General features: G+C 70.5%; 15 protein-coding genes and 2 tRNA genes. 12 read left to right on the top strand and 5 right to left on the bottom strand.

The genetic code is table 11. The annotated features are described in order from the left end of the window. Positions 1–6 precede the first annotated feature (6 nt). Together ACFWZ2_RS36115 and ACFWZ2_RS36110 are read left to right on the top strand one after the other, a co-directional pair. A complete protein-coding gene (locus ACFWZ2_RS36115; RefSeq protein ID WP_384553094.1) occupies positions 7–1182 on the top strand; it encodes a PP2C family protein-serine/threonine phosphatase in 1176 nt (391 codons plus the stop codon). 4 nt (positions 1183–1186) lie between these two features. After that, positions 1187–2323 (top strand): hypothetical protein, encoded by a 1137-nt coding sequence (locus ACFWZ2_RS36110; RefSeq protein WP_384553093.1) that lies wholly within the window; start codon positions 1187–1189, stop codon positions 2321–2323. Here ACFWZ2_RS36110 and ACFWZ2_RS36105 read toward each other — a convergent pair. After that, the gene (locus ACFWZ2_RS36105) at positions 2254–3462 is read right to left on the bottom strand and encodes a cation:proton antiporter (RefSeq protein WP_384553091.1); all 1209 of its coding nucleotides are present in this window, start codon (positions 3460–3462) and stop codon (positions 2254–2256) included. The genes ACFWZ2_RS36110 and ACFWZ2_RS36105 overlap by 70 nt on opposite strands. A gap of 222 nt (positions 3463–3684) precedes the next feature. Between ACFWZ2_RS36105 and ACFWZ2_RS36100 the strand changes: the two genes are divergently transcribed. The 3 genes from ACFWZ2_RS36100 to ACFWZ2_RS36090 are packed head-to-tail and all read left to right on the top strand — an operon-like array spanning position 3685 to position 7452. Then, positions 3685–4503 (top strand): ABC transporter ATP-binding protein, encoded by an 819-nt coding sequence (locus ACFWZ2_RS36100; protein ID WP_384553147.1) that lies wholly within the window; start codon positions 3685–3687, stop codon positions 4501–4503. Continuing rightward, positions 4503–6956 (top strand): FtsX-like permease family protein, encoded by a 2454-nt coding sequence (locus ACFWZ2_RS36095; RefSeq protein ID WP_384553089.1) that lies wholly within the window; start codon positions 4503–4505, stop codon positions 6954–6956. The genes ACFWZ2_RS36100 and ACFWZ2_RS36095 overlap by 1 nt, the downstream gene beginning before the upstream one ends. A gap of 13 nt (positions 6957–6969) precedes the next feature. After that, complete coding sequence (locus ACFWZ2_RS36090; protein ID WP_384553087.1) at positions 6970–7452, top strand: HD domain-containing protein; 483 nt, start codon at positions 6970–6972, stop codon at positions 7450–7452. Between the two features lie 6 nt (positions 7453–7458). On the opposite strand, the gene ACFWZ2_RS36085 is transcribed toward ACFWZ2_RS36090, so the two are convergent. Beyond that, complete coding sequence (locus ACFWZ2_RS36085) at positions 7459–8664, bottom strand: acyltransferase family protein (protein WP_384553085.1); 1206 nt, start codon at positions 8662–8664, stop codon at positions 7459–7461. 599 nt (positions 8665–9263) lie between these two features. On the opposite strand from ACFWZ2_RS36085, the gene ACFWZ2_RS36080 reads away from it, so the two are divergent. After that, positions 9264–9458, top strand: coding sequence for a hypothetical protein (locus ACFWZ2_RS36080; protein ID WP_384553083.1), 195 nt, complete (start codon positions 9264–9266; stop codon positions 9456–9458). 101 nt (positions 9459–9559) lie between these two features. Continuing rightward, complete coding sequence (locus ACFWZ2_RS36075; RefSeq protein ID WP_384553082.1) at positions 9560–11674, top strand: serine/threonine-protein kinase; 2115 nt, start codon at positions 9560–9562, stop codon at positions 11672–11674. Between the two features lie 13 nt (positions 11675–11687). On the opposite strand, the gene ACFWZ2_RS36070 is transcribed toward ACFWZ2_RS36075, so the two are convergent. The 3 genes from ACFWZ2_RS36070 to ACFWZ2_RS36060 form a co-directional block, all read right to left on the bottom strand. Beyond that, positions 11688–13004 (bottom strand): SufS family cysteine desulfurase, encoded by a 1317-nt coding sequence (locus tag ACFWZ2_RS36070; RefSeq protein ID WP_384553080.1) that lies wholly within the window; start codon positions 13002–13004, stop codon positions 11688–11690. Further along, positions 12991–14379, bottom strand: coding sequence for a family 2B encapsulin nanocompartment shell protein (locus tag ACFWZ2_RS36065; RefSeq protein WP_384553078.1), 1389 nt, complete (start codon positions 14377–14379; stop codon positions 12991–12993). Before ACFWZ2_RS36065 ends, ACFWZ2_RS36070 begins: the two co-directional genes overlap by 14 nt. A 323-nt stretch (positions 14380–14702) precedes the next feature. Continuing rightward, positions 14703–14773: transfer RNA gene (locus ACFWZ2_RS36060), tRNA-Gly, on the bottom strand. A 152-nt stretch (positions 14774–14925) separates the two neighbouring features. On the opposite strand from ACFWZ2_RS36060, the gene ACFWZ2_RS36055 reads away from it, so the two are divergent. From ACFWZ2_RS36055 to clpX, 5 genes are all read left to right on the top strand, one after another. Continuing rightward, positions 14926–15002: transfer RNA gene (locus ACFWZ2_RS36055), tRNA-Pro, on the top strand. A 138-nt stretch (positions 15003–15140) separates the two neighbouring features. After that, positions 15141–16529: a trigger factor gene (gene tig / locus ACFWZ2_RS36050; protein ID WP_384553076.1), complete on the top strand. Its 1389-nt coding sequence runs from the start codon at positions 15141–15143 to the stop codon at positions 16527–16529. A 337-nt stretch (positions 16530–16866) separates the two neighbouring features. Beyond that, the gene (locus ACFWZ2_RS36045) at positions 16867–17472 is read left to right on the top strand and encodes an ATP-dependent Clp protease proteolytic subunit (protein ID WP_384553145.1); all 606 of its coding nucleotides are present in this window, start codon (positions 16867–16869) and stop codon (positions 17470–17472) included. Positions 17473–17534: 62 nt separating this feature from the next. Continuing rightward, entirely contained in the window at positions 17535–18239 is a 705-nt protein-coding gene (locus ACFWZ2_RS36040) for an ATP-dependent Clp protease proteolytic subunit (protein WP_384553074.1), read from the top strand. A gap of 166 nt (positions 18240–18405) precedes the next feature. After that, positions 18406–19692, top strand: coding sequence for an ATP-dependent Clp protease ATP-binding subunit ClpX (gene clpX / locus ACFWZ2_RS36035; RefSeq protein ID WP_384553072.1), 1287 nt, complete (start codon positions 18406–18408; stop codon positions 19690–19692). Positions 19693–19829: the final 137 nt, after the last annotated feature.

Raw genomic sequence — 19829 nt, 5'->3', positions numbered from 1 at the left:
CGAGCAATGGCAGTACGAGGAGCACGGCGCGAGCGAGGCGAGCGCCGCGCGGAAGCCGACACGTTCACGGCCCGGATGAAGAAGCGGCTGCACCGGGCCCGCATCGGGCTGCGCAAATCCGGGGTCGACTACTTCCGCGGCGACGGCTCCGACTGGATCGCCCTGGCCGGTCTGCTCCTGACCATCCCGGTGATCACCTGCTGCACGATCGTCAACAACGTGTGGTTCTCGCCCGCCGCGCTCGTCCTGCCGATCGTCGCGGGCGGCCTGCTCCTTCGCCCCGCCAGCCTGCTCGGCCTGTACGCGGCGTCGGCGGCGGCCCTCATCGTGGAGTCCGTGCAGCTCGGCCCGTACGGGGAGGGGCCGTCCCGGGTCACACCGGGCGTGGTCCTCGTGGTCGCCGCCTGCGGCTTCTTCGGCCTCGTCATCGCCCAGTTCCGCAGCCGGGTCGGCGTGCCCTGGCGCGGCGGCGGCACCATGCTCTTCGACCTGCGCGAACGCATCCGCGTGCAGAGCAAGCTGCCGAAGCTGCCGCGCGGCTGGCACCGCGAGATGGCGCTGCGGCCGGCCGGCGGCCAGTCCTTCTCCGGCGACTTCGTGGTCGCGGCCCGCACCAACGGCGGCCGCACCCTGGAGGTCGTCCTCACCGACGTCTCCGGCAAGGGCATGGACGCCGGGTCGCGCGCGCTGCTCCTGTCCGGCGCCTTCGGCGGCCTGCTCGGCTCGCTGCCCCCGCACGCCTTCCTGCCCGCCGCCAACGGCTATCTGCTCCGCCAGGACTGGGACGAGGGCTTCGCGACCTCCATCCATCTGGTCCTCGACCTGGAGACCGGCGACTACGAACTCTTCTCGGCGGGCCACCCGCCGGGCCTCCAGCTCAGCGCGGGCAGCGGCCGCTGGGAGGAGAAGGCGGGCCAGGGACCGCTCCTCGGCGTGTACGACGGGGCGCAGTTCGACCCGGTCAAGGGCATGCTCCGCCCCGGCGACGTCCTGATGCTCTTCACGGACGGCCTGGTGGAGACCTCCGACCGGGACATCGCCGAGGGCATGGACCGCCTCACGGGCGAGGCCGACCGGTATGTGGCGGGCGGGTTCCACGGCGCCGCCTGGCACCTCATCGAGGCGGTCGCGAAGGACGTGAACGACGACAGGGCGCTGCTGCTGATCTGCCGGGAGGCGTGAACGGATGAGTTCCTTACGCACGTTGTTCAGCGGGGACGTCCATGTCTCCTACAGCCAGCTGTACGTGGTGAGTGATCCCGACGGCTGGGGGGACACCCCGTACGACCCGCGCGCGGGGCAGACGACGGGCCTGTGCGGCGCGGCCGTGCCCGGCTACCTCTTCCTGACGACCGGGCTGCACACGGGGCCCGTCGGCTGCACCGTCGAACTGCACGACACGGAGCCCGCACTCGACGAGAGCTGGGAGGAGATCGCCGAGGTCTCCTTCCGGCCCGTGTCCGACGGCGTGACGCTCGAACTGTGGGGCGGCGACGGCAGTTTCCCGCTCGGCCTCGGCATGGACGACTTCCGGGTCCGGCACAGCGTCAGCGGCATGGACGAGGCCCGCGAGCGCGAGCTGGAATGCCTGGACGGCCTGGTCATCGAGCGGCATCTGCTCCAGTTCTGGCCCGCGCCGCCCGCCCGCGACCGGCTGATCAAGCAGACCAGCCGCAGCGCCGCGTACTGGCACGGGGTGGCCAGGAAGCAGCCGAAGCCCCCGACGCCCGAGCAGCTGGCCGAGAGGGAGCGCCTCGCCCGTGAGCAGGAGCGGCGGGCCATGGAGGAGCGGCATCTGCGCTGGCTGAAGGACGAGTGGGGCGGGCAGCTGCCCAGCGCGCGCCTCCTCAGGGTCGGCGGCAATGTGGCGGGCATCAAGGAGCTGGCCCCCGAACTCGCCCACGCGATCGACCGGTTGGCCCCCGACCGGCAGCGCGCGATCGCCCGCTGGGCCATGCGTCGCGCCTATGAGGAGGCCGGGCTCGCGGACGTCGAGTGGATCGCCCCGGCCCTCGACGCGGCAGAGCGCGGGCAGCCGCTGCCCGCGCCCTTCGACGTACAAGAAGCCGTGTGGGACCGGTTGTACGGAGACCCGCACGTGCCGGACACGGATGTCGCGTCGACCGACGGCCGCATCCCGAACATGCGTCAGCAGTGCATGGCGGTCCCCGCCCTCTTCGGGGCGGTCGAGGACGACCCCCTGCAGGCCGCCCTCGACGCGCTGTACGCGGCAGCGGTCACCTTCGGCCCCGACTACGGCACGCTGTTCGCCGAGACCCGCTCGGCCTTCCCCGGCGAACTCGGCCCGTCCGCCACCGCGTAGTCGCGGCCGCCCGGCAGGATCCGCGCCAGCCACTCCGACCGTCCGGCGGCCAGCGGCCCGAGGACCGCGAGCAGCAGCACGTACCCCGCGATGAAGGGCGAGAGCCGCTCGTCGAGGCCCGCGCCCGCCGCCATCGTGGCGAGGATCAGCGCGAACTCGCCGCGGGCGAGCAGCGTCGTGGAGATGTTCGCGGCGGGGCCCGCCCCGAAGCCGTACACGCGTGCCGCGCCGAGGCCCGCGAGGACGTTCATCAGGAGCGTCACCGCGACCGCGGCGAGCACCGGCCACAGCACCACCGGCAGGTCACCGGGGTCGATGGAGAGCCCGAAGGCGAAGAAGAAGATCGCGCCGAACGCGTCCCGCAGCGGGTGCACCAGGGTGCGGATGCGGTCGCCGGACGCCGTGCTGCCGAGCATCAGGCCGACCATGAACGCGCCGATGGCGTCGGCGACGCCGAACCACTCCGAGATCCCGGCGACGAAGACGGCCGCGCCGAGGAAGGAGATGACGAGCAGTTCGTCGTCCTTGATGGCGAAGAGACGGCCGGTGACGCGCGTGCCGAAGCGGGCCGCGAGTGCGAGCAGGATCAGGAACCCGAAGGCCTTGCCGCCGTCCATCACGGCGGCGGAGAGGCTGTCGGCGCCGGACAGGATCGGCTGCAGCGCCGCGAGGTACAGCGCGAGGAAGATGTCCTCGACGACGATGATGCCGAGGATGGGCTTGGTCTCAGGGTTGCCGAGCCTGCCGGTGTCGACGAGGACCTTCGTGACGATCGCCGATGACGAGATGCCGAGCACTCCGGCGAGGACCAGGGCCTCGGAGGTGCCCCAGCCGAGCGCGAATCCGAAGCCCAGGCCGGCGCCGACGTTCAGGGCGAGGTAGGTGCCTCCGGCGAGGGCCATCTTGCGGCCGCCCGTCTTGAGGTCGTCCATGTGGAACTCGAGGCCCAGGTAGAAGAGCAGCAGGACCAGGCCGAGCGCCGAGAGCATTTCCAGGTCGTGGGGGTCGGAGACCAGGACCACGCCGGGGGTGTGCGGGCCGAGGAGGATCCCGGCCAGGATGAAGAGCGGGATGGTGGGGAGTCCGATGCGGCCGCCGAGGCGGGCGAGGACGGCGGCGGCGAGGAAGGCGCCACCCATGGCTATCAGGGTGTCTGCGTGTCCGATGGGCTCGCTCCTTTGAGTCAAGGGGGCGTAAAGAACGCGTCAATAGTTAGCTTACCAAAAGGTTTCGGGGTGAAGGGTCGGACCGCATGGTGGGGTTTGCCCTACCTGGCATTGGCCGGGAGCCTTCATGGTCCACAGCACCCCCTTCTCCGTACGTTCAAGGAGTCGAATTCGTACGGAGAGGTGGACAGGACCATGGGGCTGCGGCGCAAGAAGAACCGGGTCGTCGAGGAGGACGTGCGCGTCCTCGGCGCGGCGGCGACCGGTGACTGGGCCGTCGAACTGCGCGGCGTGCGCCGTCAGTACGGCCGGGGCGCCGGCGCGGTGCACGCCCTCGCGGGCATCGACCTCGCCCTGCCGCGCGGCAGCTTCACCGCCGTCATGGGCCCCTCCGGATCCGGCAAGTCCACCTTCCTGCAGTGCGCGGCGGGCCTCGACCGGCCCAGCGACGGCACCGTCCGCCTCGGCGGCACCGAGATCACCGGCATGAGCGAGAACAAGCTCACCGCGCTGCGCCGCACCCGGCTCGGCTTCGTCTTCCAGGCGTTCAACCTGCTGCCCTCGCTGACCGTCGAGCAGAACGTCGTCCTGCCGATGCGCCTCGCGGGCCACCGCCCCGACCGCCGCAAGGCCGCCGAGATGCTCACCCGCGTCGGCCTCGGCGACAAGGCCCGCCGCCGTCCGGGACAGCTCTCCGGCGGCCAGCAGCAGCGCGTCGCCATCGCCCGCGCCCTGGTCACCGAGCCCGACGTGATCTTCGCCGACGAGCCGACGGGCGCCCTGGACACCACCACGGCCACCGAGATCCTCGGCCTGCTGCGCTCCGCCGTCGACGGGATGGGCGCCACCGTCGTCATGGTCACCCACGACCCGGCGGCCGCCGCCTACGCGGACCGCGTCCTCTTCCTCGCCGACGGCTCCATCGTCGACCGCCTCGACCGTGCGTCGGCCCAGCAGATCGCGGCCCGCATGACCACCCTGACGGCCCCGGCCCACGCGGGAGCGGCAGCGTAATGGCGTACACACCCAATGGCCTTGCCCGCGCGGCCGTCCGCTTCAAGCCCGCCGCGTTCGCCGGCACCTTCGTCGCGCTGATGATGGCCTCGCTGATCGTGGCCGCGTGCGGCATCCTCCTGGAGACCGGGGTACGCGCCTCGGTCCCGCCCACCCGCTATGCGAACGCCCCCGTGGTGGCCGCCGCCGACCAGTCGGCCCACTTCGTCACCGGCAGCGGCGACGGCAGGTCCGAGACGACCACCCCGCTGCCCGACCGCGCCCGCATCGACAACTCCCTGGTGGCCAAGGCCGGTTCGGTGCCCGGCGCGCGCACCGCCGTCGCCGACGTCACCTTCCCCGTGCGCTCCGGCGACAAGGACGTCACCGCGCACGGCTGGGGCTCCACCGCCTTCACCGGCGAGCAGCTGACCGCGGGCCGCGCCCCGCAGCCCGGCGAGGTCGTCCTCGCCGCGCCCGGCGCCTCCGTCGGCGAACGCACCACGCTCACCACGCCCGAAGGACCGCGCGACTTCCGCGTGTCCGGCACCGTGAAGGCCGGACAGGGCGCGGCCACCGCCTGGTTCGCCGACTCCGAGGCCGTCCGCGTCTCCGGCCACCCCGGCAGGATCGACGCCATCGCGGTGCTGCCCAAGAAGGGCGTCCCGGCCGACACCCTCAAGTCCCAGGTCGCGCACGCCCTCGGCAAGAAGGCCGACGTGCACACCGGCGACGACCGCAGCGCCGCTGAGGGCTCCGAACTCGCCTACGCCAAGGAACTGCTCACCGGCCTCGGCGGCTCCTTCGGCGGCATCGCCGCGATGACCGCCGTCTTCACCGCGGCCGGGACCGTCGCCCTCTCGGTCGGCCAGCGCGCCCGCGAGTACGCACTCCTGCGCGCCATCGGCACCACCCCGCGCCAGATCCGCCGCACCATCGCCACCGAGACCCTGCTCGTCGCCCCGCTCGCCGGAGCGGTCGGCGTCCTGCCCGGAATCGCCCTGGCCACCTGGTGGTTCGGGCAGCTGAAGGAGAAGGGCGCGATCCCCGAGGCCGTCGACCTGTCCGTCTCGTACATCCCGCTCCTCGTCGCCGTCGGCTGCGCCGTCCTCACCGCGCTCGGCGCCGGATACATGGCGGCCCGCCGCCCCTCCCGCATCAAGCCGGGCCAGGCGCTCAGCGAGGCCTCCGTGGAGCGGGTGCCGCTCGGCTGGATCCGCACGCCGCTGGGCATCGCCGCCGCGGTCGGCGGCGCGATCTTCGCGGGCTTCGCCGCGAGCAACACCGGCGAGGACGCGGCGAACGCGGCGCTCGGCGTCGTCATGCTCTTCATGCTCGCCGTGGCCCTGCTCGGCCCGCTGGTGGCCCGCGGCTGCGCCGCCCTGTTCGGACTCCCGCTGCGCGGCGCGGGCGCCGCCGCCTCGCTCGCGGCCGCCAACTCCCGTACGAACGCCCGCCGCCTGGCCTCCGCGATCACCCCGATCGTGCTCGCCATGGCCTTCTCCTCCGTCCTCGTCTTCATGCACACCAGCGAGGAGCGGGTCGCAGAGGACCAGCAGCGCGCGGGCATCACGGCGGACCACATCATCACGGCGGACGGGGGCCTCGCCCCCGGCGCGGTGACCGAGGCGGCCGGCACGAAGGGCGTCACCTCGGCCGTCGGCCTCCTCAAGACCTCCCTCCTCGTCCCGGTGGGATCCGGCGGCGACCGCTGGCTGGAGTCGGCGTCGACGCAGGGCGTCACGGGGACGGCGGCCGCCCTCGCCAAGGTCCAGGACCTGAAGCTCGAAACCGGCACCCTGACGCTCACCAAGGGCGAGATCGCACTCGACGCGTCCCTCGCCCGCAGCGCCCACGTCGGCGTCGGCGACCGCATCGACGTCCGCCTGCCCGACGGCACCAAGGCCTCGCCGAAGATCACGGCGACGTACGGAAGGGGCCTCGGCCTCTCCCAGGTCACCATGCCCGCCGCCGACTTGAAGCAGCACGTCACCTCGTCCTTCGCCACCGAGATCTGGGCCAAGGGCGGCTCCGCCCAGGCGCTCTCCGGCCTCGGCGCCCTCAAGGACCGCGAGGGCTACGCCACGGCCCAGTCCATGGACGACGAGCTCAACGCCTGGGCCAACACCACGATGGCGGCCGTCCTCGGCGGCTTCGCGGCCATCGCCGCGGTCAACACCCTCGTGATGACGGTCCTCGACCGCCGCCGCGAACTCGGCACGCTGCGCCTCATCGGCTCCACGCGCCGCCAGGTGATGCGCATGATCCGCTGGGAGGCCCTGCTCGTCACCGTCGCGGGCATCGCCATCGGCTCGGCCATCGCCTTCGCCACACTCGTCCCCATGATGAACGGCCTCACCGGCGAATCCCCGTACGTCCCCCCGCTGCTGTACGCCTCGTTCGCGGGAGCGGTCCTGGCCTTGGGCCTGGCATCGACAACGCTTCCGGCGCGGGCGGCGCTGAAGTCGGTCTGACGATAATCTCCGTATGAACCCCAGCCCCAGCCCCAGCCCCAGCCCCAACCTCGGCCCGCCCCTGCCGCTCGCCGAAGTGGAAGCCCTGGCCCGCAAGGCCCACGCCGCCCAGACGGACAAGGCGGGCCGCCCCTACACCGAACACCTCCAGGCGGTGGCCGACGGAGTCAGAGAGCGGGGCGGCGACGAGGACCAGATCGCCGCCGCCTGGCTGCACGACTCCGTGGAGGACGACGCCCTGACGGAACAGTGGCTCAGGGACGCCCCGTTGACCCCGCGTACGAAGGCCATCGTCCTCGCCCTCACCAAGCGCACGGACGAGCCCAAGGAGTCGTACGCGCAGCGGATCCTCGCCACACCGGGTGCCCGCCTGGTCAAGGAGGCGGACCTGGCCCACAACGCGGACCCGGCCCGCCTCGCCGTCCTCGACGAACCGACAAGGGCGCGCCTGACGGTGAAGTACGCCGTCATGCGCGCCCTGTTGGGGATCGGGTAGACCCCGTTACGAGGACTTGGCCCGTTCGCGGGCGAGTTGCGCCGCGTCCCGTTTGAAGGCCCACTCCATCTTGGGCTCCATCGCGAAGCGGAACATCCGCTGCACGGGGGGAGTGCACAGGAGCGTCACCACGGTCGCGGCGACCACCGTCACGAAGATCTCGCCGAGCGGCTTGTGCAGCCACTCGTAGTCGTCGAACCAGCCCCAGAACCGGGACCCCTTGGCGAGGAAGCCGTGCAGCAGGTAGCCGTACAGCGTGCCCGCGCCGAGGATCGTGAACCACATCTTGCGGCGCGGCACCCATGCGAAGAAGCACGCGGTGAGGATGACGGAGCAGCCGAAGAGCGCCAGCGTCATCATGACGCCGATCCACCAGGGGAAGCCCAGCTCCTGCGCGCTGTCCCTGCGGTAGAACCACACGGACGACATCCGGGGAGCCGCCCAGTAGGCGAGCAGCACGGCGCACGCGAAGACCGGCACGGACAGGATCCGCACCTCGCGGCGGCGCACCAGCTGGAAGTGCTCGGGCTTCATGCAGAGGCCGAGCACGAAGAACGGCAGGAACTGCAGGACGCGTTGCAGGTCGAGGTCGTCGCCGATGTCCGGCGAGATCACGGCGAGCGTCGCCATGGCGAGGGCGAGCGGCACGGGCCAGCGCACCAGCTTCCACAGCGGCACGGTGAGCCGCCACACGAAGAGTGCGACCAGGAACCAGGTGAGGTACCAGGGGTCGAGCAGGCTGATGGGCTGCGTCGGATCGTCGTCCGCCCACCGCTTGAAGAAGGTGTACGCCACTTCGAAGATGACGTACGGCACGGCGACACCGGTCACGAGCCGCTTGAGGCGGTCGGGCCGCATGTCGAAACTGCGGGAGAAGTAGCCGGAGATGACGATGAACGCCGGCATGTGGAAGGTGTAGACGGTCATGTACAGCGCCTCGGCGGCGCGGCTGTGATCCGTCAGGGGTTCCCACGAGTGGGCCATCGCCACGAGGACGATCGCCAGGTACTTGGCGTTGTCGAAGAACGCGTCGCGCTGCTTGGCGGGCTTCGACGCGGCGTGGGCGGTGCTGTGGCCGGTCGGGGTGGGGGGAGCGGTCGTCGCGGCCTGCGGGGTCGGGTGGGCGCGGGGAGAGGGGACTCCGGCCGCCGGCACCTGGGCCGGGGGGAGCGGCGCCCGATGGCGTCCGTGCGGGTGCACCGAGTTCGTCACAGGCCCTCCCACCAAGAGCTCGGTGAGACGATCCGGGACCGCACTGCGCCTGCGGGGGTGGTGGCAGCGTGGAACATCTGAGGCACCCTAGCGTCGCGGCAGTGTTTTCGTAAAACCCTCGTCACTTCTCTCAACTCAGTCCTTGCGGTGAATCCCGCTTATCGGGTCCGGGTACCCGTGAATCGGCCCGAGTCGACAAAGAGATGTGGTCGCATTGTGTCCAGTACGTCACAACTCATCCGGTTTAAATGGTGCATACCACCCGCGGGCGACTCTGGTGAAATGTCCGGTTGGTCGGAGGATTCGGGATCAGGGATGTGCCCACGGCAACAATTCGAATTTCCTGCGAACGTACTGTGTGGCGATGGAAACGATCAAGCCGAAAATGAGGTGACCACAGGCCACTGAATTACCGCGCGGCAACACGCTGTTCATGCGCCCCTTGCGTGCCCCCGGGCGCCCGCCCCGCAAAGCGTTGGCCGACGATGTGTCACCGGCCGCATACCGGGGCCGTGTTGGTGGCACGATGGTCCTGTGCGGGGGTGTGCGGGGTCGTACCCCCCGGGCCGGGAGAGCGACCGACCTAGGGTGTGATCAGTGTGGCCATTTCGCTGTCAGTGGTACTGCTGTTGGCGATCATCCTTGTGGTGCTGATCCGCGGGGGATCCCTCAAGACAGGGCCCGCGATCGCCGCGGTGCTCTTCGGCTTCTTCCTTGCCTCCACAGGCATGGCCCCCTCGATAAACCGTTTCCTGAACGAACTCGCGGAGACCATCAACTCGATCAGCTTCTGAGCCTCTTCGGGACCCCTTCGAGGTGGGCGTTCCGCAAGCGGCGTACGCTGCTGGGAACTTGAGAGCGAGAGCGGGAACCACGGGGGACGGGGGCGTACGGCATGGTTCTGCGCGACTCCGACCCGGACATGATCGGCGGATATCCGATCGAGGACCGGCTCGGCGCGGGCGGCATGGGCGTCGTCTATCTCGCCCGGTCCGCCTCCGGACGCCGCCTCGCGGTGAAGGTCGTGCACGGGCAGTACGCCGACGACCCGGAATTCCGCACCCGCTTCCGGCGCGAGGTGGCCGCCGCCCGTCAGGTCAGCGGCGCGTTCACCGCCTCCGTCGTGGACGCCGACGCGGACGCCGCCAACCCGTGGATGGCCACGGTCTACATCCCCGGCGAGAACCTCGGCTCCCACATCCGCCGCGCGGGCCCGCTGCCCGCCGACCGCCTGCACGAGCTCGCCGCGGGTCTCGCCGAGGCGCTGCGCGACATCCACCGCGTCGGCGTGGTCCACCGCGATCTGAAACCGGCCAACGTGATGCTCGCGGACGACGGCCCCCGCGTCATCGACTTCGGCGTCTCCCGCGCCGCGGAGGCCCTCGGCGCCGACGCCCTCACCCAGACCGGCCGCGTCATGGGCACCCCGCCCTACATGTCCCCGGAACAGCTCACCAACCCGCGCGACGTCGGCCCCGCCTCCGACGTCTTCTCGCTCGGCGCGGTCCTCGCGTACGCGGCGACGGGCCGCGGCCCCTTCGACAGCGACAGCCCCTACGAGACGGCCACCCGCGTCGTCGAGGGCGAGCCCGAACTGGACGGCGTCCCCGCCCGGTTGCGCCCCCTCCTGGAACAGTGCCTGGACAAGCACCCCAAGTCCCGGCCCACTCCGGACGAGTTCCTCGCGCTGCTCAAGGGGGAGCCGGTGCCGCCGAGGACCGAACCGGAGCCCGCTCCCGAACCGAAGGCCCCGCACCCGCGCCGCCGCAGGCTCCTGATCGCCGCGTCGGTCGGCGGGGTGCTGCTCGCGGTGCTCGGGGCGGGCCTGGTCGTACGGCTCGCCCAGGGCGAAGGCCCGGTGGCCAGTGACCTGCCCGCCGGGTGGCACCAGTGGCAGGCCAAGGACACCTCGCGCAAGGGGGACGAGCCGTCGGGGCCTTTCGTGAACTGCGCCGCCGTCAGCCAGGGGCTGCTGTGCGCGGGGGACGAGGTCAAGGCCGCGCGCTTCTCGCTGGCCACGGGGAAGAACGAGTGGAGCCTGCCCGCCGACCCCGTCCGCGACAACTTCGGCAACTCGGACGGCGAGATCATCGGGACCTCGGGCAACCGGGTCTTCGTCTACGCCAACAACGAGACGACCAAGGGCAAGGGCGCGGACGAGGAGGCCACATCGCACTACGCGATCCAGGCCCTCGACGCGCGCACCGGCGACACGCTCTGGTCCGAACCGGTCCAGAGCGGCGAGTTCGCCTCGGCGCCGGACACCTCCCCGGACACGGGCACCATCGCGGTGACGGACGGGGGCGTCCTGACCACCTACGGCGCGGACGCGTCCTCGTACGCCCTGCTCCGCCCCGAGGACGGCAAGCCCCGCTGGAAGCACCGGTTCGCCAAGTCCGGGGAGTGCGCGCTGCGCGAGGCGGCGGGCAAGGGCTATCTGGTCTGCGTCACGGAGAAGTCCGGCACCCGTGTCGCCAGGCTTTCCCTGTCCACCGGGAAACCGGTGTGGTTCGTCACCGTGCCCGGCGACCTCGCCCTCATCGGCCAGGCCGACGGGCGTCTGCTGTTCATGGACTCCACCCCGGCCGCGTACCGCAAGATCATCACGTACGAGCCGCAGCGGGACCAGGTGCGTACGGTCACGCTGGCCAAGCCCCAGAGCGCCATGGCGTCGGTCACGCTCAGCAGGGGCACCCTCTACTTCACCCACAGCAACGGCACCGTCCGCGCCGTGGATCCCCGCACGGGACGCCAGTCCTGGAGCCGCAACTCCAGCATCGAGCTCCCCGGCCGCCCCCTGGCCTCCGCCACCCACGTCTACGTGGCGTCCCCCAGCGGGCGGCTCGCGGCCCTCGACCGGAACACGGGCGAGATCGCCTGGACCCGCTCGGGCCGGGGCGCCTCCGGCATGGGCCCGGACTCCGGCGCCCCCCTGACCCTCGTAGGGGACGCCCTGTACGTCCCCTACGGCGTGCGTTCCGTCTACACGGTGGACGTCCGCCACCCGTGAACCGCCCGAACCGTCACGCCTGTTGGAGCGCCCGCAGCGAGGCCACCAGCCGGTCCACCTCCTCCGACGTGTTGTAGAGCGACAGCGAGGCCCGCGCCGCCGACTCCAGGCCGTAGTGCGCGAGCGCGGGCTGCGCGCAGTGGTGGCCCGCGCGCACCGCGATGCCGTCGCGGTCCAGCCAGTCGGCGACCGTCGCCGGATCGTGGCCCGCGAGCGTGAAGGTCAGCACCGCGATCCGGTCGGGCGCCGCGCCCAGCAGGGAGAGCCCCGGCACGGTGGCCATGGCCTGCTCCGCATACGCCATGAGCGCGTTCTCGTACGCCGTGATGGCGTCCCGGTCGAAGGACGTCAGCCAGTTCAGCGCGGCGAGCAGGCCGACCACGCCGGAGATGTGCCCGGTGCCGGCCTCCAGGAGGTGCGGCGGCGGCGCGAACGTCGTCCGGTCGAACGAGACGGAGTCGATCATGTTGCCGCCGCCCTGCCACGGCTTCATCGCCGCCATGACCTCCGGCCGCGCGTACAGGGCGCCGATGCCCGTGGGCGCGAACAGCTTGTGCCCGGAGAAGGCGTAGAAGTCCGCGCCCAAGTCCTGCACGTCGACCGGGAGATGGGCGACCGCCTGCGCGCCGTCCACGAGCACCTTGGCGTCGTAGCGGTGGGCGAGGGCGGCCATCTCCTTGACCGGCGGGACGGTGCCGAGGACGTTCGACGCGTGGCTGATCGCGACGAGCCGGGTCCGGTAGGAGAGCAGATCGGCGTACGCGTCCTGGTCGATCTGCCCGGCCGCGTCCAGCGGGACGGGGACCACCCGGGCGCGGGTCTCCTTGGCGATCAGCTGCCAGGGGACGATGTCCGAGTGGTGTTCGAGCACCGGCACCAGGATGTCGTCCCCCGGCCCGAGATTCGCCCGCCCCCAGCTCTGGGCGACCAGGTTGATCGCCTCGGTGGTGCCGCGCACGAAGGCGATGGTCTCCGGCGCCTCGGCCCCCAGGAACGAGGCCACCGCGGCCCGCCCCGCCTCGTACATCTCCGTCGCCTCACGGGCCATGGTGTGGGCGCCGCGGTGGATGTTGGAGTTGGCGGCGCTGTAGTAGGCGGTGAGCGCCTCGATCACCTGGCGCGGCTTCTGCGTGGTGGCGGCGTTGTCGAGCCAGACGAGCGGGTGCCCGTTCACCGTGCGGTGCAGGATCGGGAAGTCCAGGCGGGCCGCCTCGGGGGAGAAGGCACCGGGCGGCGATGCCGCGGTGACGACGGGCGAGGAGGCGGGCAGCGAGGGGGCGGCGACGTCCCCGAGGTCCTGCCCGGGAGTCCGAACGTCAGGAGTAGTCATGGTACTTGGCCACCTCGACGTTCTGGAGGACGGCGATGGCGTCCTCCACCAGGACCGCGGTGTTGAAGTACGCCGTCATCAGGTACGACGTGATGCCCTTGTTGTCGACGCCCATGTTCCGCATCGACAGGCCCGGCTCGACCTCGTCGGAGACCTCCGCGGGCCGCAGCCCGACCACGCCCTGCTCGGCCTCGCCCATCCGCATCAGCAGGATCTCGGTGGTGCCCGTGTGCGCGCCCCCGCCGTTGGTGAAGCCCACCTTGTCGGACGGCAGCAGCGGCACTCCGCGCCAGGTGAGCAGCGGGCTGCCGAACCTGTTGTCGGTCACCGGGGGTACGCCCCGGCGCGTACATTCCCTGCCGAACGCGGCGATCGCCTTCGGGTGCGCGAGGAAGTAGCCGGGCTGCTTCCAGACCTTGGCGAGCAGCTCGTCCAGGTCGTCGGGCGTGGGCGCACCGGTGCGGGCCTGCACGCGCTGACCGGGGGAGACGTTGTGGAACAGGCCGAACTCGGGGTGGTTCAGAAGCGCGGACTCCTGCCGCTCGCGCAGCGCCGCGATGGTCAGGTTCGCCTGCGCGCGCGTCTGGTCGATGGGCCCGTTGTAGAGGTCGGCGACGCGGGTGTGCACGCGCAGGACGGTCTGCGCGAGCGTCATGTGGTACTCGCGGGGCGCGTCCTCGTAGTCGACGTACGTCCCCGGCAGATCGGGCTCCCCGACGTGCCCCGCCGAGAGGTCCACCGGCACCTCGGAGCCCGGCATCGTGGCGTCGCTCTCGTTGTACGCCGTCAGCTGTGTGTTCAGCGCCTCATCACGGCCCGCGATCGTCGCGAGCACGCCCCGCTCGACACAGAGCGCCGTGCCCCGCGTGACCGCCTGCACGCGGTACGGCATGGGCTCGGACCTGCTCCACGCCCCCAGGTCGAAGAACTGCCCGTCCCCGACCACCTCGAGCAGCGCGTCCTCCCCGTAGCGCCCGGTCACCCGCTTCTCGGCCCGGCCCTGCACGATGACCCAGAGCCGGTCCGCGCTGTCGCCCTCCTGCGCGAGGACCTGCCCCGCCTCGAAGGGCGTCTCGGTGAAGGCGCCGGCCAGCTCGGCGAGCGTGGCGTCGTCGGCCTCGCGCAGGTACGGCACCTCGCGTAAGTCACCGGGGACCACGCGGGGGCTGCCGTTCTCGTCGTACGTGCTGATGCGGTCGTCACCGAGCACATAGGTGCGGCGGCGGTTCACGCGGTACACGCCGGACTCCAGGTCCACCCAGGGCAGCGCGCGCAGCAGGTACCGGGGTGTGATGCCGCGCATCTGCGGCACGGTCTTGGTGGCGGTCGCCAGTTGCCGTGCGGCATCCGGGCCGAGAGACAGTCGATCAGTCATCGGAACCTCCCTGAAGACGGGTGAAGGGGACCGATCGTCCGGTCGGTACAACCCGGATCACAAGGGGCCTTTCGCCGCCCTTGGAATAGGCCAGGCGCAAAACCGCCGCCGCCCGGACGGGCCCCGCCCCCCTGAGCGGCGGGGCAACCGATCGGCCTCCGGCCGCAACCGCCCCCGCCTGCCGTTTTCCGACCCGATATGCCCCTGAGGGCGAGCTATGCGGTGCTGAAAGATGCCGTTATGGTCCGCCCCGTGACGGCCGCCGCGAACCGTCCTGGAACGCGAAGAACCCCAGACCCTGAGGGCCTGGGGTTCTCTCGAAGAGCGGGCGACGGGAATCGAACCCGCGTAGCTAGTTTGGAAGACTAGGGCTCTACCATTGAGCTACGCCCGCACGGTTCGCGCCACGGCCGGGGCCGCGGTACGACAGGCATCGTAGCGGGTCCGGGGGCCTTGTCGCACACCCCCTTCGCGCTCCCTCTCCACAGTCCCCGTTTAACCGGGAGCCGCACTGCCTGCGGGCATGTACCCTACGTGTCGCACCGACGGGGTGTGGCGCAGCTTGGTAGCGCGTCCGCTTTGGGAGCGGAAGGCCGTGGGTTCAAATCCCGCCACCCCGACCACCTTGCTCGTCTCCATGTTTCTCTCCACAAGATCGCATTGTGGGTCGACTCCCGCTTGCCGTTACTATGCAAGCTGTGTGCCCGTGTGTCTCTCAACCGGGCAGAAACCCAGAAGTCAGCCCCCAAGGAGACCGAACCGTGAAGAGCGCCGTGGAGACCCTGAACCCGACCCGGGTTCGGCTCACTGTCGAGGTGCCCTTCGAGGAGCTCAAGGACAGCCTCGACGCGGCCTACAAGAAGATCAACCAGCAGGTCACGGTGAAGGGCTTCCGCAAGGGCAAGATCCCGGCCCGGGTCATCGACCAGCGGTTCGGTCGCGGCGCCGTCCTCGAAGAGGCCGTCAACGACGCGCTCCCGAAGTTCTACACCGAGGCCGTGAACGAGGCCGAGCTCAACGTCCTGGGCCAGCCCGAGGTGGACATCACCGAGCTGAAGGACAACGAGACCCTCAACTTCACCGCTGAGGTCGACGTCCGCCCGGCCATCGAGATCCCGGACTACTCCGGCATCGAGGTCGAGGTCGACGCCATCGAGGTCAGCGACGAGGACGTCGACAAGGCCGTCGAGGAGCTGCGCGAGCGCTTCGCCTCCACGTCCCCGGTCGAGCGTGCCGCCGAGGACGGCGACGTCGTGACGATCGACCTGGAGGCCAAGGTCGAGGGCGAGGTCCTGGAGGACGGCGTCGCGTCCGGCGTCTCCTACACGATCGGCTCCGGCGAGCTCCTCGAGGGCATCGACGAGGCCGTGAAGGGCCTGGAGGCCGGTGGCGAGGCCACCTTCACCTCCGAGCTCAAGGGCGGCTCGGCGGCCGGCAAGGAGTCCGAGGTCACCGTCAAGGTCACCCAGGTCGCCAAGCGTGAACTGCCGGAGCTGGACGACGACTTCGCGCAGCTCGCCTCCGAGTTCGACACCCTCGACGAGCTCAAGGCCGACAGCCGCAAGCGCCTCGAGAACATGAAGCAGTACGACCAGGCGACGCAGGCCCAGGAGCGCGTCCTGGAGAAGCTGCTCGAGCTGGTCGAGGTCCCCGTCCCCGAGAAGCTCCTCGCGGACGAGATCCAGACCCGCACGCACAACCTCGAGCACCACCAGCTCGGCCAGATGGGCCTCGACCTGGACAAGTACCTGGAGATCCAGGGCAAGTCCCGCGAGGAGTTCGACGCCGAGACCAAGGAGCAGGCCGAGAAGGGCATCAAGACGCAGTTCGTGCTCGACGAGCTCGTCAACAAGGAGAAGCTGAACGTGAACCAGGAGGAGCTCACCGAGCACCTCATGCGTCGCGCGCAGTCCTCCGGCATGTCCCCCGACCAGTTCGCCCAGGCCGTCGTCGAGGGCGGCCAGGTCCCGATGCTGGTCGGCGAGGTCGCCCGCGGCAAGGCCCTTGCGGTCGTCGTCGAGGCGGCCACGGTCAAGGACACGAACGGTGAGGTCGTGGACCTCGAGGACGAGGACGAGGCCGAGGTCGCTGCCGCTGAGGGTGAGCAGACCGAGGCCGCCGCCCCGGCCGAGGAGAAGACCGAGGCCTGAGTCGCCTCGCTCTGACGCTTCACACGACGGGCCCCTGGGACGTGTTCCCAGGGGCCCGTCGTGCCCCGTCAGGGGCGCGGGGAACTGCGCGAGCAACCAGGTGCGAGCCGCGCAGCTCCCCGCGCCCCTGACGGGGCACAACCTGCGCTCACAGCGAACAGTCAGCCCTCCGGGATTCCCGGAGGGACCCCGCGCGTTAGGGTCCATGAATACGAGGGCAGGGGAGTCCCCGAAGCCGCCCCGGAGCGGCGAGCACGCGGGGCCCCAGGCCTTAGCTGAAGACGTGAGACGGCCCGGCGCCGTCGTAAGACGAGCAGGTGGATACGTGACGAATCTGATGCCCTCCGCCGCCGGCGACCCCTCCATCGGTGGTGGCCTCGGCGACCAGGTCTACAACCGGCTGCTCGGCGAGCGGATCATCTTCCTCGGCCAGCCGGTCGACGACGACATTGCCAACAAGATCACCGCACAGCTGCTGCTCCTTGCCGCCGAGCCGGACAAGGACATCTTCCTGTACATCAACAGCCCCGGCGGCTCGATCACGGCCGGCATGGCGGTGTACGACACCATGCAGTACATCAAGAACGACGTGGTGACGATCGCGATGGGCATGGCCGCCTCCATGGGCCAGTTCCTGCTCAGCGCCGGCACCCCCGGCAAGCGCTTCGCGCTGCCGAACGCCGAGATCCTGATCCACCAGCCCTCCGCGGGCCTCGCGGGCTCCGCATCGGACATCAAGATCCACGCCGAGCGGCTGCTGCACACCAAGAAGCGGATGGCCGAGCTCACGGCCCACCACACCGGTCAGACCGTCGAGCAGATCACCCGCGACTCGGACCGCGACCGCTGGTTCGACCCGCAGGAGGCCAAGGAGTACGGCCTCATCGACGACATCATGTCCAGCGCCGCCGGCATGCCGGGCGGGGGCGGCACGGGAGCCTGAGGCACCCCCTCAGCGCCCGCAAGCCGACACCTCAGCCCACGCTCCTCAGGAGACCAAGAGAGATGAACAACTTCCCCGGCAGCGGCCTCTACGAGCGCCCCCAGGCCCAGTACGGCCAGGCCGCGCAGGCCGAGTTCACCGGCGCCCGCGCCGAGTCCCGCTACGTCATCCCGCGCTTCGTCGAGCGCACCTCGCAGGGCGTGCGCGAGTACGACCCGTACGCGAAGCTCTTCGAGGAGCGCGTGATCTTCCTCGGCGTGCAGATCGACGACGCCTCCGCCAACGACGTCATGGCGCAGCTCCTGTGCCTGGAGTCGATGGACCCGGACCGCGACATCTCGATCTACATCAACAGCCCGGGCGGCTCCTTCACCGCGCTCACGGCGATCTACGACACGATGCAGTTCGTGAAGCCCGACGTGCAGACCGTCTGCATGGGCCAGGCCGCGTCCGCCGCCGCCGTGCTCCTCGCGGCCGGTACGCCGGGCAAGCGCATGGCGCTCCCGAACGCCCGCGTCCTGATCCACCAGCCCTACAGCGAGACCGGCCGCGGCCAGGTCTCCGACCTGGAGATCGCCGCCAACGAGATCCTCCGGATGCGTTCGCAGCTGGAGGAGATGCTGGCCAAGCACTCCACGACGCCGATCGAGAAGATCCGCGACGACATCGAGCGCGACAAGATCCTCACGGCCGAGGACGCGCTCGCGTACGGCCTGGTCGACCAGATCATCTCCACCCGGAAGATGAACAATTCCTCGGTCGTCTGACGCAGCGCTGTAGCATCTGCCGCTCCTTGGCACGGTTTGCGCACGACCCACGTCGAAGCGAACCGTGCCAAGGGGGGCCCGAACGGGGGGCCCGGCAAGGTACCGTCAGAGAGAGGCACCAGGAGCCGCTGAACGTGGCGTCTCCCAGGCGAAGGGGAAGCACCTCGTGGCACGCATCGGTGACGGCGGCGATCTGCTCAAGTGCTCGTTCTGCGGAAAGAGTCAGAAGCAGGTCAAGAAGCTCATCGCAGGCCCCGGTGTGTACATCTGCGATGAGTGCATCGACCTCTGTAACGAGATCATCGAGGAAGAGCTCGCGGAGACGAGCGAGGTGCGCTGGGAGGAACTCCCCAAGCCTCGCGAGATCTACGAATTCCTTGAGGGCTACGTCGTGGGCCAGGAGCCCGCGAAGAAGGCCCTCTCGGTAGCGGTGTACAACCACTACAAGCGGGTCCAGGCCGGAGAGAACGGCGGCGCGCAGGGCCGTGACGACGCGATCGAACTCGCCAAGTCCAACATCCTGTTGCTCGGCCCGACCGGCTCCGGCAAGACGCTCCTCGCGCAGACGCTCGCGCGCATGCTGAACGTCCCGTTCGCCATCGCGGACGCGACGGCGCTGACGGAGGCCGGCTATGTCGGCGAGGACGTCGAGAACATCCTGCTCAAGCTGATCCAGGCGGCCGACTACGACGTCAAGAAGGCCGAGACCGGGATCATCTACATCGACGAGATCGACAAGGTCGCCCGCAAGAGCGAGAACCCGTCGATCACGCGCGACGTCTCGGGTGAAGGTGTCCAGCAGGCCCTCCTCAAGATCCTTGAGGGCACCACGGCCTCGGTCCCGCCGCAGGGCGGCCGCAAGCACCCGCACCAGGAGTTCATCCAGATCGACACGACGAACGTGCTCTTCATCGTGGGCGGCGCCTTCGCCGGCCTGGAGAAGATCATCGAGTCGCGGGCGGGCGCCAAGGGCATCGGCTTCGGCGCCACCATCCGCTCGAAGCGCGAGATGGAGGAGAAGGACCAGTTCGAGGACATCATGCCGGAGGACCTGGTGAAGTTCGGGATGATCCCCGAGTTCATCGGCCGCCTCCCCGTGATCACCTCGGTCCACAACCTCGACCGCGAGGCGCTCCTCCAGATCCTGGTCGAGCCGCGCAACGCGCTGGTGAAGCAGTACCAGCGCCTCTTCGAACTCGACGGCGTGGAGCTGGACTTCGAGCGCGAGGCCCTGGAGGCCATCGCGGACCAGGCGATCCTGCGCCAGACCGGCGCGCGCGGCCTGCGCGCCATCATGGAGGAGGTCCTCCAGTCGGTGATGTACGAGGTGCCGTCCCGCAAGGACGTCGCCCGTGTCGTCATCACCGCGGACGTCGTCCGCTCGAACGTGAACCCGACGCTGGTACCGCGCGAGGTGCGGGGCCCGGGCTCGGGCGAGCAGAAGTCCGCCTAGTCGGCGGCCGGTTGAGCAGTACGCAGAAGGGGGGGGGCCCCGGGGGGTGGGCGGGGGGGGGCCCGGGCCCAGTCAGAGTAGAAAAAAAACGGTCCACCAGAAGTTACACAACAATGGATGGGGGGGTGGTGAGTGGG

Source organism: Streptomyces sp. NPDC059002, from assembly GCF_042740435.1.
Classification (GTDB): domain Bacteria; phylum Actinomycetota; class Actinomycetes; order Streptomycetales; family Streptomycetaceae; genus Streptomyces.
This window is presented reverse-complemented; position numbering and strand designations above follow the sequence as displayed.

Excerpts from the sequence above, each read along its gene's own strand:
- ACFWZ2_RS36115 (WP_384553094.1), top strand. The coding sequence starts at position 7 with ATGGCAGTACGAGGAGCACGGCGCGAGCGAGGCGAGCGCCGCGCGGAA.
- ACFWZ2_RS36110 (WP_384553093.1), top strand. The coding sequence starts at position 1,187 with ATGAGTTCCTTACGCACGTTGTTCAGCGGGGACGTCCATGTCTCCTAC.
- ACFWZ2_RS36105 (WP_384553091.1), bottom strand. The coding sequence starts at position 3,462 with ATGGGTGGCGCCTTCCTCGCCGCCGCCGTCCTCGCCCGCCTCGGCGGC.
- ACFWZ2_RS36045 (WP_384553145.1), top strand. The coding sequence starts at position 16,867 with ATGCCCTCCGCCGCCGGCGACCCCTCCATCGGTGGTGGCCTCGGCGAC.
- ACFWZ2_RS36070 (WP_384553080.1), bottom strand. The coding sequence starts at position 13,004 with ATGACTACTCCTGACGTTCGGACTCCCGGGCAGGACCTCGGGGACGTC.
- ACFWZ2_RS36065 (WP_384553078.1), bottom strand. The coding sequence starts at position 14,379 with ATGACTGATCGACTGTCTCTCGGCCCGGATGCCGCACGGCAACTGGCG.
- ACFWZ2_RS36100 (WP_384553147.1), top strand. The coding sequence starts at position 3,685 with ATGGGGCTGCGGCGCAAGAAGAACCGGGTCGTCGAGGAGGACGTGCGC.
- ACFWZ2_RS36095 (WP_384553089.1), top strand. The coding sequence starts at position 4,503 with ATGGCGTACACACCCAATGGCCTTGCCCGCGCGGCCGTCCGCTTCAAG.
- ACFWZ2_RS36040 (WP_384553074.1), top strand. The coding sequence starts at position 17,535 with ATGAACAACTTCCCCGGCAGCGGCCTCTACGAGCGCCCCCAGGCCCAG.
- ACFWZ2_RS36090 (WP_384553087.1), top strand. The coding sequence starts at position 6,970 with ATGAACCCCAGCCCCAGCCCCAGCCCCAGCCCCAACCTCGGCCCGCCC.
- ACFWZ2_RS36075 (WP_384553082.1), top strand. The coding sequence starts at position 9,560 with ATGGTTCTGCGCGACTCCGACCCGGACATGATCGGCGGATATCCGATC.